The sequence below is a fragment of the Acetobacter fabarum genome (assembly GCF_040702925.2).
Classification (GTDB): Bacteria; Pseudomonadota; Alphaproteobacteria; order Acetobacterales; family Acetobacteraceae; genus Acetobacter; species Acetobacter fabarum_B.
Genome location: NZ_JBFCXX020000005.1, coordinates 1 through 13,200, shown reverse-complemented (window position 1 = coordinate 13,200; position 13,200 = coordinate 1). Strand labels below are relative to the sequence as shown.

Below are 13,200 nucleotides of genomic sequence, written 5' to 3'. Positions count from 1 at the left end.
AAAAAATAAGTGATTTTGACTGGCTCTACGCCGCGTGACTGTTTTTGGCTTCTTCCTGTGCGACCAGTTCCCGCACGCGTGGGATCAGTTCGCGGCCGAATACAAGCGCATCTGGTAGTGGATCAAACCCCCTGATCAGGAAAGTATGAATGCCAAGACGATAGTAATGCAGAAGACTCTGTGCGACCTGTTCTGGAGTTCCAACGAGCGAGGTTGAGTTCCAGCGCCCTCCCGTTGCCTGGGCAACTCCTGTCCACAGCCGTTCATCATGGCGTGGGCCACGGGCTGCAATAGCCTGCAGGCGACGCGAGCCTTCGTTGGTGGGGAGTGTTTCGGCTGTTGGTTTTCCGCCTGCCGTGTCCAGAGCTATGTCTGCCGCATGTTGTGCCTGATTCTGGCGTGCGGTCAGTGTGGCTTCTATGGCGGCAGCCCGCTCCCAGGCTTCTTCTTCCGTTTTGGCCAGAATAGGGCGGAAGGAAATGGAAAAACGTAGGGATCGTCCATGGTTTGCGGCGGCGGCTTTGACGCGCCCTACCAGTTCCGCAGCCTGCTCCAGAGGTTCGCCCCACAGGGCGTAGCCATCTGCCTGCTCTGCGGTAACGGTAATGGCTTCATCCGATGCTCCGCCAAAATAGACAGGAATGCCCCTCGCCTGTTGGGGCAGAATGGCTGAGTGCGCGCCTCGGATGTGGTAAAAGGCCCCATCATGATCAAATGCGTCTCCGCCCTGCCATTCCCGGCGTACAATGCGGATATATTCCGCAGCACGCGCATAGCGTTCGGCTTTGGTCAGGTGGTCTCCATCGGCCTGGAGTTCAAGATCATTGCCGCCGGTAATGACATGTATGGCAACACGTCCGCCGGTCAGGGCATCGAGTGTTGCAAACTGCCGGGCAGCCAGCGTTGGGGCAACAAAACCTGGCCTGTGTGCGACCAGAAGCCCCAGTCTGGATGTGGCGGAAGCGGCATGTTGAGCTATGAGAATACTGTCTGGCGAATGGGAGTGAAACGCCACCAGAATACGGTCAAACCCACCGCGTTCGTGCAGGAGTGCGGCATTGGCGATATAGGCAGGATCAACCTGTGGGCCGTAGGGGCCGACCACTTCGGTCTGCTCACGAGCACTGACATAGCCAATAAATTCTACAGACATTCTGTGTTACCCTAAGTTCAGTTCATTAGAAGAATTTTGCAAAATTTTTCTTTGAAAATCATGCAAGAAATCAAAAAGGATAACTTTTTGAATTATCGCCCTCTGAGGCGCGGGAATATGGCCAAAAAAAAGATATGAAGTTTGAGGAATATCTATGAAATCAAAGGTATAATTAAAAATTCTGCATAATCGCTCTCGGTCACGCACCATGGGTGGATGCCATGGATTCTTTTGTTATTGATGAATATTCCATTAGTATTTCTTGTTATTCACAACAAAATACACACGCCATACTCATTACGGTTTCTTTAATCGGCACAGCATACTGAACAGATTTTATAAAATAAGGATACCGATGACATGACACAGGATCGCAAACTTAAACTGGGGTTTATCCTGCACGGCGTAGGCCGGACATGGGATGACTGGCGTCATCCAGAGCGAACTGTACGGGACAGTACGAATTTTTCTTTTTATCGCAAACAGGCCAGGCTGGCGGAAAAAGGAAAATTCGATTTTCTTTTCGTAGCCGATAGTCTTTCCATCAACGATAAATCCAGCCCGCATTATCTCAACCGTTTTGAACCGCTGACAATTCTATCTGCCCTTGCCGGGGCGACTGAGCATATTGGTCTGGTTGGCACCGTGAGCATTGCCTATACGGAACCGTTCAATGTTGCGCGGCAGTTTGCATCGCTTGATCATATCAGTCACGGTCGCGCGGGATGGAATGTTGTAACTTCGTGGTTGGCCGATACTGCGGCAAATTTTAGCCGGGACAGACATCCGGGGCATGAGGAGCGTTACCATATTGCCGCAGAACATCTTTCGGTCGTCCAGGGGTTATGGGACAGTTGGGAAGATGATGCGCTGGTTGGCGATAGAGAAAAAAATGTGTTTGTTAACTCGGCAAAGCTGCATCGTCTGGAGCATACGGGCAAGTATTTTCAGGTCAGGGGACCATTGAATATTGATCGCTCCCCACAGGGACAGCCGGTTATTTTTCAGGCCGGTGCTTCCGAAGATGGCAAGGATTTTGCGGCCCGGCACGCTGAAGCCGTGTTCTGCCTACCCCAGAATCTGGCCGAAGCCCAAACCTATTATGCCGACCTTAAATCCCGTGCGGCCCGTTTGGGCCGTCCTGCTGGGCTGCCTTTTATCTTACCCGGAGCAAGTCCTATTGTTGGGCTGAGTGAAAAAGATGCTGATGCCCGTTATCAGGAACTGGCTGCTCTGACCTCCATAGAAACCGGGCTGGGTTATCTTGCTCGTGCTTTTAATGACCACGATTTTCATCTTTATGATCTGGATGGACCTTTTCCTGATGTGGAAGCAATTGGCCTTGAAAGCAACCAGAGTGCATCATTGCGCATTCTGGAGCGCGTGCGCGCCAAAAATCTGACAATCCGCCAGATTGCTCAGGAACTGGCGACCCCGCGTGGCGACTTTGTTGGCACACCCCAACAGGTTGCTGATGCCTTGCAAAAATGGTTTGAGCAGGGAGGGGCGGACGGGTTCAATATTTTTGAATCCCTTCCCGGACAGCTCGATCTGTTTGTTGAACATGTTGTGCCTATTTTGCAAGAACGTGGCCTGTTCCGCCAAGATTATGAGCATGACACATTCCGTGAAAATTTTGGCCTGACGTTTCCCGTCAACCGTTATGCCCTTATTCAAGCCAGTGTTGGCTGAATTCCCGGTTTTTCTCTATTACTCCCAGCCGCATCCAAGCCGGGTGCGGTTAGGGGGGGGCTCGCAACTGGATACAAAGAGCATGACTGTTTTTGCAAAAAGAGAGGCGCGTCCTGCCGTGGCGCAGTTCATTCTCAACCGTTGGTCTGCCCGGGCTTTTACACCTGTGGACATCACACAGGATGCTCTGTTCGACCTGCTGGATGCCGGACGTTGGGCGCCTTCGGCCTATAACAGTCAGCCATGGCGTTTTATTTATGCCCGGCGGAATACACCAGACTGGGAGCGTTTTCTGGGGCTGCTGATTCCGTTCAATCGCTCATGGGCGGAAAATGCTTCAGCTATTGTCTACATAGCCTCTAGCACAACCATACCGGACAGCAAAACAGGCGAACCTGTTCCGGCTCCAAGCCATGCGTTTGATGCGGGTGCGGCGAGTGTACTTATTCAGTTGCAGGCCAGTCAGAATGGCTGGACTGCTCATCCAGTCAGTGGTTTTGAAAGTGAACTGGCCAGAGCCAGCCTGAAAATTCCTGAAGGCTACGCTTTGCACGCGGCTCTTGTTATTGGCAGGCGTGGAGATGGCGACAGCCTACCTGAAAGTCTACGTGCGCGTGAGTATCCATCGGGGCGTAACCCGTTATCCGCATACGCATTTGAAGGGCGTTATCAAACCAGATGATTTTCTCATCTAGTTTGCATATTTCCTCCTCCATACAGCCGTTATGGAGGGGGGAAATTCAGCTCAAATGCTTCGGTAATCGGTTGGGTGGGGGTCAGCAGATGGGCTGCGTGATAGGTTTCCAGCACATCGGCTTCAGCCTGTACAACATCGGGTGTTACGGAGGAGGGAATACCAATCAGTTTTTGGGCGACAGCTCCGGCAACATTGGGCGGAATGCCTGTCTGTTGTGAGAGTATTCCTGCATAATCGGTTGGGTGTTTTATGCCCCAGCTATAAGCCTGGGTCATACGATGGTAAAAATCAGCCAGCAGTTGTGGTTTTTTGCTCAGGGCATCGGTGTTGGCGATAAAAAAATCATTATTGGGCATGATCCCGCTGGCATCGCCCAGAATGTGCCCATGGTTTCCAATTGCCTCAAGGGAGACATAGGGCTCCCATGTGGACCATGCGTCAACCCGGCCTGTATCCAGTGCGGCTTTTGCCTGCACGGGGGAGAGGAAGCTGATTTCGGGTGCTGGCGCTGGTATGGCGTGATTTGCCAGCAGGCGCAGTAGCAGAAGGTGGCCAATGGAGCCCTTGCCCGTTGCAATCCGCCGTCCTGAAAGTTGGGCAAGAGATGTTATGGCAGACCCTTCGGGCACAACCACGGCCGTTGCACTGCCACCTCCTTTTGGTGGCAGCATATAGGCCGCTTTTATGGGCAGTCCCGCCCCCCATGCAAACAGGAACGGACCATCACCTGCTATGCCGGTATCTACCGCACCGGCTCCAAGGGCCTGAAGCAGGGGGGCAGCTGCGGCAAATTCCACCCAGTGAATATGGTAGTGTAGATCTTTGTCTGCCCCTGCGGCTTCCATAAGGGCTTTTTGTTGCCCCTTCTGGTCTGCGACAATCAGTTCTTCTTCGGCGCTGGCCGCGTGCGGCAATGTAGCAAGCCCAAGGACAACCAGCAGAATGCCAGACAGATGGTATTTTAGGGTTCGGTTCATAACAGAATAAAACCATCTTGCGCGGTGATATACAACATATATGTATAAATTAATCGCATTAATTTTTTTAATACACAATTTTATCGTGTTTATGGGAGAATGCACATCACAGGCACGCCATCTGGAGGGACTCCCGCTTATGTCCGAAACAACCCTGCACACCACCGCGCAGCACCCCCCGCATACCGCGCGTGTCCGTGGTCGTGCATTTGCAAATAGATCCGGTATTTTGAAAAAATTCCTGTCTTTGTCCGTGAGAGGGCATTGGGCACGCGTCCTTTCCCGCTTTCTCTCTCCTCTTTTTCTGCTTCTGGCGTGGCAGGTGGCCTGCTCAACCGGTCTGCTCTCGGTCCGGTTGGTGGCCTCTCCCCTTCAGATCGTCAGCACGGCGCGTGTGCTGATTGAAGATGGGACTCTGCTTGGCAATCTGGAGGCCTCGCTGGGCCGTGCGGCGTCTGGTTTTTGCCTTGCTCTTGTGGTTGGCATCCTTCTGGCTCTGGTTTCCGGTCTTTCCCGCCTTGGGGAAAATATTGTGGATGCTCCTTTGCAGATCCTGCGCACTCTCCCTGTTCTGGCGCTTGTTCCGCTTTTCATTCTCTGGTTCGGCATTGGCGAGAGCCCGAAAATTCTGCTTGTCATGCTTGGCTCCCTGTTTCCCATCTATCTTAATCTGCATAAGGGTATCCGCTCGATTGACCCGAAACTGCTGGAGATGGCCCGGACGCTGCGTCTGTCGCGTTGGCAGACGATCAGGGATATCATTCTGCCGGGCAGCCTGCCTGACCTGCTGGTTGGGGTGCGCTTTGCTGTTGGCCTGTCCTGGCTGATGCTGGTGGTGGCCGAGCAGGTCAATGCCCAAAACGGGATCGGGCATATGATGATGGACGCACAGGATTTTCTGAGAACCGATATTATTTTCGTGGGTCTGGCAGTTTATGGTCTTCTGGGTCTTATATCGGACCAGTTCGTGCGTTTTCTTGAGTACCATGCCCTTGTGTGGCGCAGCACCACTCAGGGGGGAGGGGTTGCCCGATGAACGCTTCTTTTACCCCGCCACCTGCGCATCTTGCAGGGCAAACCAGCGCTATTCATATCCGCGGGTTGAGCCGCCGCTTTGGTCATGGCCCTGCTGTCCTGGACCGGTTGGACCTTGATATCGCGCAGGGCGAATTTGTTGCCCTGCTGGGGCATAGCGGGTCTGGCAAGTCCACACTCCTGCGGACTCTTGCCGGGTTGGACCTTGTGCAGGAAGGCCATGTTTCCTGCCCCAGTGAAATTTCCGTGGTGTTTCAGGAAAGTCGTCTGCTGCCGTGGAAACGTGTCTGGCAGAATGTGGTGCTTGGGCAGGAGGGTAAAACGCGTGATCAGGCAAGGGAGGTGCTGGAAAAGGTCAATCTTGGCCACCGGCTTGACGCCTGGCCTCTAACCCTGTCTGGCGGGGAGGCGCAACGGGTCGCACTGGCCCGCTCCTTGATCCACGAACCACGTTTTTTGATGCTGGATGAACCGTTTGCCGCTCTTGATGCTCTGACCCGCCTGCAAATGCAGGATCTGGTGGCGCGTCTGTGGCAACATCATCGCAGCGCGGTGCTTTTGGTCACGCATGACGTGGATGAGGCTCTTTTGCTGGCGGACAGGGCGGTTGTGCTGGAAAAAGGGCGGATCAGCCTTACGCTGCCAATCTCTTTGGCAGGCCCGAACCGACATGCCGACCCCGGATTTGAGGCATTGAGAACAACATTGCTCAATGCGCTCGGTGTGTATCAGCACTAAAACACACGGTATAAAAAATGGGGCGCGAGATAACGCCCCATTTTTTGTATGTATTATGGCTCGAACAGTCCGGTCGTTACGGTTTATTCCAGAACCTGAAAGCCATGAGTGCCATCCCGTTCCAGTTGAGCCACAAGACCGAACTCCCAGTCCAGATAGGCCTGCATGGCGGCCCCGGCATTATCCGTGCCTTCGTACGGGCGTTTGTAGACATCCACGGGTTCGGACAGGGCATTGGTGTTTGAAAATCCGCTTACCAGCGGATAACCCGCCGCCTGCCACGCAGCGGTGCCGCCCGCAAGCACATGGATTGTACCCGGATGTGTGGTGGATAAGCGTACAGCCGCGCTGTGTGCTGCTACACCATCGGAGGATGTCAGCACAATCTGCTCTGCTTTATGCACCTGCGGAGAGGAGAAGATGTCTGTCGGGATAATGAAAAATGACCCGTCTATATGATTTTTTTTAAAGTTCGGGCTGATATCCAGATCAAGGAGCAGCGGAGGAGAATCCGATGCCAGAGCCACAGCCAGATCTGCGGGGGAGAGTGTGGCTGTTTCGGGGAGGGGGGCTGCCAAGCGGGGGGGAGGGAAGCCCGTTGCATGGTCCAGCCCTGTCCAGTCATCCAGCACGTAGGTTTCCTGCCATCCAAGCTGGCGTAACCAGTGGGCTGTCATGCGGGCACGGACCCCATCCGTATCGGTCAGGATAAGTGTGGCATGGCGCACACCGACCCATTCGTCCGTTGCCTGCACAAGCTGCCCACCAGGGGCAGAGCGAAAGTCGCTCAGGTGGTCGGCTGCATATTCCTCCGGGGAGCGGACATCCAGCAGGTAGGTTGTGTGTTCGTCCCTGTTGATCAGGGTAGTAAGCTGCTGTGTGGTAACCGTGCGCACCCCGGCCCGTTCTGCCAGATGCTGTGCCCGTTCACGAGCAAGGGCATGATGTGTGGCAGAACTTTCGGGCGGGGTGCGTGTTGCCCCGTGTTCAAGGTCAAACCCGGCAAGTGTCCAGCCGATTGTGCCGTTGCGCAAGGCATAGACCGGGTTGGGAATATTGGCGTTGATCAGGGATTGTGTGCCAATGATCGAGCGCGTACGGCCTGCGCAGTTGACAATAACGGTGGTTGACGGTGATGGCGCAATATCCTGCACCCGCAGCGCCAGTTCGGCCCCCGGTACCGAGCGTCCCTGCGGTATGGACATGACAGTATATTCAACAAACCGTCTGGCATCGAGAATAACAAGGTCATCCCCCCGTTCAAGCCGGGCATGAACCTCCTGCGCGGGAAGGGAGGGCGTGTGGCGGACATGCTCCACCAGTTCGCCAAATGCCTTGGAGGGAACATTCACGTCAATAAAGATCTCCCCTCCCGAAGCAATCCAGCCTTCCAGCCCCCCGCTCAGAAGTGTGACCTGTGTATAGCCAAGCCGTTGTAGTGTGCTGAGTGCGGCTGCCACACGGTTTTCACCATTGTCATACAGTACAATGGGCGTGGTCTTGCGCGGGATAAGGTCTGCAATCCGCTCCTCAATCCGACCAAGCGGCAGATTAACGGCAAACAGGGGGTGCCCTGTGGCAAATGCCCCTTCCTCGCGGAGGTCCAGCAAAGCAGTTTCGGTTCCGCTACGCAGGGCATGGCGTATCTGTTCTGGCGTTGTCTGCGGTAAGGGACCGTGCTGGGGTTGAGCGTTCATGCGGCTTTCCTTTCGCGCGAGCGGTCCCACAGATTGGGGGTTTCGATCCGGGAATAACCGGAGATGAAAGTTTTTTCTTCGCCGGTCTGGGGGTTGTAGGTTGCGCGGGAGACCCCGCCAATGTTGTCGCCATAGACATGGATGGAAATGGAGGTTGCCTCCGGCAGGGCATTGGCGACCAGATGGTAGTCGTTGGCATCCGGCGTCAGGGATGCGACTTCGCCCGGCTCAAGCAGGGTGGTGGCACCTTCATGGAAGTTTCCGCGGGCGTCGCGCGTATATTGCGTTTCGCTTTCTTGGCCACGCAGCATCCCGATCAGCCCCCACACACGGTGGTCGTGCAGAGGGGTTTTCTGCCCCGGCCCCCAGACAAAACTGACAACCGAAAAACGCTCCAGAGGGTCGCAATGCAAAAGGTACTGGCTGTAACGTTCCGGGCTGGGTCTGGCAAAATCCTCGGGCAGCCAGTCATCGCGGGAAACAAGGGTGCGCAGCAGCTCTGCCGCATGGGACTGTATGGCGCTGGGGTCTTGTGTGCTGTCATACAGGCGGGTCAGATCAACCACAAAATTGCGCAGGGGCGTGATGTCAGTCATGGGTTTCTTTCAGATGTCGCTCTAGGCTGTTTAGCTGGGGCGTATCGGCCCTACGCGTCTGCTCAGGCGGCGACCCCCGTGGTGCGCGCATCTTCCTGGGTCACCAGTTCGCGCACACGGGGCAACAGGTCGCGGCCATAGGCGTAAGCATCGCCCAACGGGTCAAAACCACGAATCAGAAATGTGGAAATGCCAAGCCGGTAGTAGTCAAGCAGGGCTTCGGCAACCTGATCGGGCGTTCCTACAAGGGATGTGGAGTTTCCCCGCGCCCCCGTCAGCGCGGCCATTGCGGTCCATAGGCGCTTGTCCAGACGGCTCCCTTTCTCTGCTGCGGCCAGCAGGCGGCGGGAGCCCTCGTTGGGAATGGTCGCCGGGCGGGCAAAGCCGGTCTGTCCCTGAAGTGCGCGGGCAGTCTCAAGAATATGGTCAGCGCGCTTCCAGGCCGCGTCCTCCGTTTCAGCAAGGATCGGACGGAGGGAGAGGGAAAAACGCGGGTTACGCCCATGTCGGGCTGCGGCAGCACGAACCTGTGCAATAGTCTGGGCGACCTGCTCATAGGTTTCGCCCCAGAGGGCGTAAACATCGGCATGTTCGCCAGCAACCTCAATTGCCTCGGCGGAAGATCCGCCAAAATAAACCGGAATACCCCCTTTCTGGTAGGGGTGGACGGCGGAGTTGGCCCCTCGCACGTCGTAGAATTTTCCCTTGTAGTCAAAGGGGGTTTGGGCTGCCCATTCCTTGCGGACAATATCCAGATACTCTTTTGTGCGGGCGTAGCGTGTGGCTTTTGTGGTGTGGTCGCCATCAGCCTGGAGTTCCGTATCACTCCCACCCGTAATGATATGTACGGCAATGCGCCCTTTGGTCAGGTGGTCAAGCGTTGCCAACTGGCGTGCCGCTATGGTCGGCGCGTTAAAACCGGGGCGGTGTGCGATCAGCAGCTTGAGGTCGCGCGTAAAGGATGCGGCATGTTGCGCGATGAGAATACTCTCCGGCGAGTCGGAGTGGAAGGCGATCAGAGCACGGTCAAAGCCTGCATTTTCATGAATTTTGGCTGATGTTTCAATGTAGGTGGGGTTCACTGTTGGCCCTGTGGGCACAATGGTTTCGGACTGGTTTCGGCTGCCGATAAAGCCAATAAATTCCACGGGCATGTTTTTGGCTCCTCCATATTAAACGTATATTAATAGTGCATTCCATAATTAACTATTGAAAAATGAGTGAAATCAAGAAAGAAATAATCATAGCGCACTTTGTGGGCGTTAATATGGCCTCTCGCTACGGGTAGGGCCGCAGTTGGAGAACCCGCCATGTCCCATTCCGTCGTGTTGCCACAACGCATGGTCCGCAATGTACCAACGGAACTGCTCCGGTCGTTTCTGGCCATTGTGGAGGCAGGGTCCATGGCGTTGGCGACCGAAACCATTTTTCTGACCCAGTCTGCCCTCAGCCTGCAAATGAAAAGGCTGGAAGATGTTTTGCAGCAGAAGCTTTTCAGGCGGGATGGCCGTCGGCTAGTTCTAACCCCGATTGGCGAGGAACTGGTTGGGTACGCGCGCCAGCTTTTATCCCTTAATGATCGGATCATGATCACTCTGGGGCAGGATTTGGAACCCGAACCTATTGCTGTGGGCATGGTGCAGGATTTTGCCGATACACTCCTCCCCGAAGTGCTGGGGCGCTTCCGTCTGGCGCACCCGCGCGCACGGCTTGTTGTGCGTGTGGGCGGCTCGGCGGAACTGCTCGAAATGTTCGATCATTTCCGGCTCAACATTGTTCTCTGTCTTGGGCAGCACGGAGACCGCTCAGGAGCTACATCGGCAGTGGTTGGGCATGACCGTATGACGTGGATTGGCAACCCAGAAATTGCAGAGCGTTCAGAAGTTCCTCTTGTACTGCTGGAACCTCCCTGCCGTTTTCGGGATGCGGCACTCCAGGCATTAATGCAAAGCCGCAGAGATTACCGCCTTGTGCTGGAAACGCCCAACCTGCCCGCTTTGCGTGCGGGGGTGCAGGGCGGGATGGGGATGAGCTGCCGTACCCGCCGTTTTGCCACGGTGGAAGGTTTGCCTACCATCACAGGGGATGCGCTTCCCGCTCTGCCCGAAATTGAAAGTGTTCTGGTGCGGCGTAATCACCTTTCCGATGCAGCGGCCGATCTGGCCGATCTGCTGGCGTCCTCTGCGGGGGCATGAGTATTGCTCAAGAAAAGGATAAGAAAAAATCCTTATGAATGGACAGGAATTTTGCGGCAGTATCAGCATGAATCCGTTTCTGTTTCGAGGCTTTTCATGACATCATCTGCATTAAATCTGCCATTGAGGGCAAAATTCAGGGTTCTGGAAGAGGAGCGGGAACGTACCTGGAAGCCAGAGGCGCTGGCGGTCAATGTTGAGCAGCGTAAGACGCTGGTGGATCAGCATAATATCTCCTCTCCTTTTGTTAAAACAGGTGATGTATTTCCACATGCCGTGTTGCCCACAGTCGGTGGCGGCAGCATAGATCTTGATGAATTTGTTCAAAAAAGAGGGGGGGTAATAATATTTTTCCGTTTTTCAACATGCCCTGCCTGCAACATCGCGTTGCCCCACTACCGGGACACCTTGTGGCCGCTCCTGTCGGCTGCGGGTATTCCCCTTGTGGCCATTTCACCCCAACCTGTGCAGGCGTTGAGTGAAATTGTGGTCAAACATGCCCTGCCTTTCACGGTTGCATCGGATACAGGTCTGGCCCTCTCGCGCAAACTGGGCATTACCTATACGTTTGATGACGCGTCCCGCAGTGCGGCCCTATCCGGTGGTGGAAAAAGCTCCAGCCTGAACGGGCTTGATAACGTATGGGAACTTCCAAAACCAGCCATTTTTGCCGTAGGGGCTGATCATATCATCCATTTTGTGGATGTCTCGCCAGACTGGATGGACCGTACGGAAACGGAGCAGGTTCTGGCAGCTCTTGAATTGTAAAAGTCTTTGTTCGTAAAATAAGGAGGTATTTTTTAAATATAGTAATTTTCGGTTATAAAGTGGAGATAAATGCAATGAGTATTCAGCTTGGTCAGATCGCGCCGGATTTTGTGCAGAACAGCACGCAAGGTCCTATCAGTTTTCATACATGGCTGGGTGAGTCATGGGGTGTTCTGTTCAGCCACCCCAAGGATTTTACCCCGGTCTGCACGACAGAACTCGGCACTGTTGCGCGGCTGGCCCCTGAGTGGGAAAAGCGGAATGTAAAAGTTCTGGCTCTTTCAGTCGATGGTTTGCAAGAGCATGAGCTGTGGCAGAATGATATTGAAAAAACACAGAATGTAAAAGTGTCCTATCCGGTTCTGGCCGATACGGACAGAAAGGTTGCAAACCTGTACGGAATGATCCACCCGGACACGGACCCGGGCATTACCGTGCGCAGCGTCTTTATTATTGATCCGGAGCATAAGGTAAGGTTGACACTCACATACCCGCCTTCAACTGGCAGGAATTTTTCTGAAATTCTGCGTGTCATTGACAGTCTGCAACTCACGGATCGCTTCAAGGTTGCAACGCCTTCTGACTGGCAGAGTGGTCAGGACGTTATTATTGTACCTTCCGTAAGCGAGGCACAGGCAAAAATTCTTTTCCCGCAGGGCTGGAAAAGCATCACGCCATATCTGCGCTATGTGTCTTCTCCCACAACCATACCGCCATCATAGGCGGGTCTCTGGGCAAACGCATGGCTGCAATTTTTGGGGCAGGTATGGAGAGCTATATGATTCCGTGGGCTGAAGCCGTCCGACCGTTCCACATTGTAACGGTGCCCGGGCTGGATGGGTCTAATGCCAGCCATTGGCAGACACAATGGGAAAGCACTTTGCTGCGTAAGAACATTCTGTGTAACCGTGTCGAGCAGGAAGATTGGTCAAGACCGTATTACGCGCAGTGGAAGCAGGCGCTGGAGCGCACGCTGCTGGCTTGCGCACATCCTGTCCTGCTGGCAGGCCATAGTCTGGGTGCATTGCTGGTGGCCCGTTGGGGTGGAGAAAATCCGTCATTAGCGCGCCGGGTTGCCGGGGCGTTACTTGTTGCTCCTGCCGATGTTGAGCAGCATACAGGGGCCGATCGCGAGCGGGTTGCGGATTTCCGTCCTATTCCTCGTATCAAGTTGCCATTTCCTGCCATTGTCGTGGGGAGCAGTAATGACCCATGGCTGTCCATGACCCGTGGCTCTTGTCTGGCGCAAAGCTGGGGTGCAACCTTTGTGTCCACCGGGCGCAATGGGCACATGGGCAATGATAGCAATCTGCAGCAATGGCCTGCTGGACTTGCCCTGTTGGGGCAGGTTGCAAAGCGCAGTCGATGGTCTTTGAAATGACTGAAATACAAAAAGAGAAGCAGAAAAAACCTTTGTCCGGTTATGGTGCAACAGTGCCCGCCGCGCGGGAGGACAAGAGAATATTTGGCAGCAACTCCACCATTGTCCTTGCGGTTTTGGTGGCAGGGCTCGTTCTTTTCCTGCACATTCTTGGCATATGGGGACTGATCTACGGGATGGGCAAAGGCGACAGCCCGCCCCCACCTGCCAGGCCGCCCATTCAGACGCGCGTTCTGCCGCCGCCCCCTCCTCCTCCTCCGCCCCCTCCGCC

General features: G+C 54.8%; 13 protein-coding genes and 1 pseudogene. 9 read left to right on the top strand and 5 right to left on the bottom strand.

What is annotated here, in order from left to right; all coding sequences use genetic code 11:
- Positions 1 to 25 precede the first annotated feature (25 nt).
- The gene (locus AB2L51_RS05485; protein WP_395581631.1) at positions 26 to 1,153 is read right to left on the bottom strand and encodes an LLM class flavin-dependent oxidoreductase; all 1,128 of its coding nucleotides are present in this window, start codon (positions 1,151 to 1,153) and stop codon (positions 26 to 28) included.
- A 360-nt stretch (positions 1,154 to 1,513) separates the two neighbouring features.
- On the opposite strand from AB2L51_RS05485, the gene AB2L51_RS05480 reads away from it, so the two are divergent.
- Both AB2L51_RS05480 and AB2L51_RS05475 read left to right on the top strand, forming a co-directional pair.
- Positions 1,514 to 2,845, top strand: a complete 1,332-nt coding sequence (locus tag AB2L51_RS05480) for an LLM class flavin-dependent oxidoreductase (RefSeq protein WP_395581630.1) — start codon at positions 1,514 to 1,516, stop codon at positions 2,843 to 2,845.
- An 82-nt stretch (positions 2,846 to 2,927) separates the two neighbouring features.
- Positions 2,928 to 3,527, top strand: a complete 600-nt coding sequence (locus AB2L51_RS05475) for a nitroreductase family protein (RefSeq protein WP_395581629.1) — start codon at positions 2,928 to 2,930, stop codon at positions 3,525 to 3,527.
- Between the two features lie 41 nt (positions 3,528 to 3,568).
- Here AB2L51_RS05475 and AB2L51_RS05470 read toward each other — a convergent pair whose 3' ends face one another.
- Positions 3,569 to 4,519: an ABC transporter substrate-binding protein gene (locus AB2L51_RS05470; protein WP_395581628.1), complete on the bottom strand. Its 951-nt coding sequence runs from the start codon at positions 4,517 to 4,519 to the stop codon at positions 3,569 to 3,571.
- Positions 4,520 to 4,658: 139 nt separating this feature from the next.
- On the opposite strand from AB2L51_RS05470, the gene AB2L51_RS05465 reads away from it, so the two are divergent.
- Both AB2L51_RS05465 and AB2L51_RS05460 read left to right on the top strand, forming a co-directional pair.
- Positions 4,659 to 5,555: an ABC transporter permease gene (locus AB2L51_RS05465; protein ID WP_395581627.1), complete on the top strand. Its 897-nt coding sequence runs from the start codon at positions 4,659 to 4,661 to the stop codon at positions 5,553 to 5,555.
- Positions 5,552 to 6,292, top strand: coding sequence for an ABC transporter ATP-binding protein (locus tag AB2L51_RS05460; RefSeq protein WP_395581626.1), 741 nt, complete (start codon positions 5,552 to 5,554; stop codon positions 6,290 to 6,292). Before AB2L51_RS05465 ends, AB2L51_RS05460 begins: the two co-directional genes overlap by 4 nt.
- 83 nt (positions 6,293 to 6,375) lie before the next feature.
- Here the strand turns inward: AB2L51_RS05460 and AB2L51_RS05455 are convergent, their stop codons facing one another.
- From AB2L51_RS05455 to AB2L51_RS05445, 3 genes are all read right to left on the bottom strand, one after another.
- On the bottom strand, positions 6,376 to 7,989 hold the full coding sequence (locus AB2L51_RS05455; protein ID WP_395581625.1) for a rhodanese-like domain-containing protein: 1,614 nt from the start codon (positions 7,987 to 7,989) through the stop codon (positions 6,376 to 6,378).
- Positions 7,986 to 8,585 (bottom strand): cysteine dioxygenase family protein, encoded by a 600-nt coding sequence (locus AB2L51_RS05450; protein ID WP_395581624.1) that lies wholly within the window; start codon positions 8,583 to 8,585, stop codon positions 7,986 to 7,988. Before AB2L51_RS05450 ends, AB2L51_RS05455 begins: the two co-directional genes overlap by 4 nt.
- Before the next feature lie 62 nt (positions 8,586 to 8,647).
- The gene (locus AB2L51_RS05445; protein WP_395581623.1) at positions 8,648 to 9,739 is read right to left on the bottom strand and encodes an LLM class flavin-dependent oxidoreductase; all 1,092 of its coding nucleotides are present in this window, start codon (positions 9,737 to 9,739) and stop codon (positions 8,648 to 8,650) included.
- A gap of 156 nt (positions 9,740 to 9,895) precedes the next feature.
- On the opposite strand from AB2L51_RS05445, the gene AB2L51_RS05440 reads away from it, so the two are divergent.
- The 5 genes and pseudogenes from AB2L51_RS05440 to AB2L51_RS05420 all read left to right on the top strand — a co-directional run.
- Positions 9,896 to 10,780, top strand: coding sequence for a LysR substrate-binding domain-containing protein (locus tag AB2L51_RS05440; protein ID WP_395581622.1), 885 nt, complete (start codon positions 9,896 to 9,898; stop codon positions 10,778 to 10,780).
- 96 nt (positions 10,781 to 10,876) lie between these two features.
- On the top strand, positions 10,877 to 11,548 hold the full coding sequence (locus tag AB2L51_RS05435) for a peroxiredoxin-like family protein (RefSeq protein ID WP_395581621.1): 672 nt from the start codon (positions 10,877 to 10,879) through the stop codon (positions 11,546 to 11,548).
- Positions 11,549 to 11,622: 74 nt separating this feature from the next.
- Positions 11,623 to 12,270 (top strand): peroxiredoxin, encoded by a 648-nt coding sequence (locus AB2L51_RS05430; protein WP_395581620.1) that lies wholly within the window; start codon positions 11,623 to 11,625, stop codon positions 12,268 to 12,270.
- 56 nt (positions 12,271 to 12,326) lie between these two features.
- On the top strand, positions 12,327 to 12,929 hold the full coding sequence (locus tag AB2L51_RS05425; RefSeq protein ID WP_395581619.1) for an RBBP9/YdeN family alpha/beta hydrolase: 603 nt from the start codon (positions 12,327 to 12,329) through the stop codon (positions 12,927 to 12,929).
- Positions 12,926 to 13,200: pseudogene (locus AB2L51_RS05420) on the top strand (hypothetical protein); the annotation flags it as partial. The gene AB2L51_RS05425 and the pseudogene AB2L51_RS05420, both read left to right, overlap by 4 nt.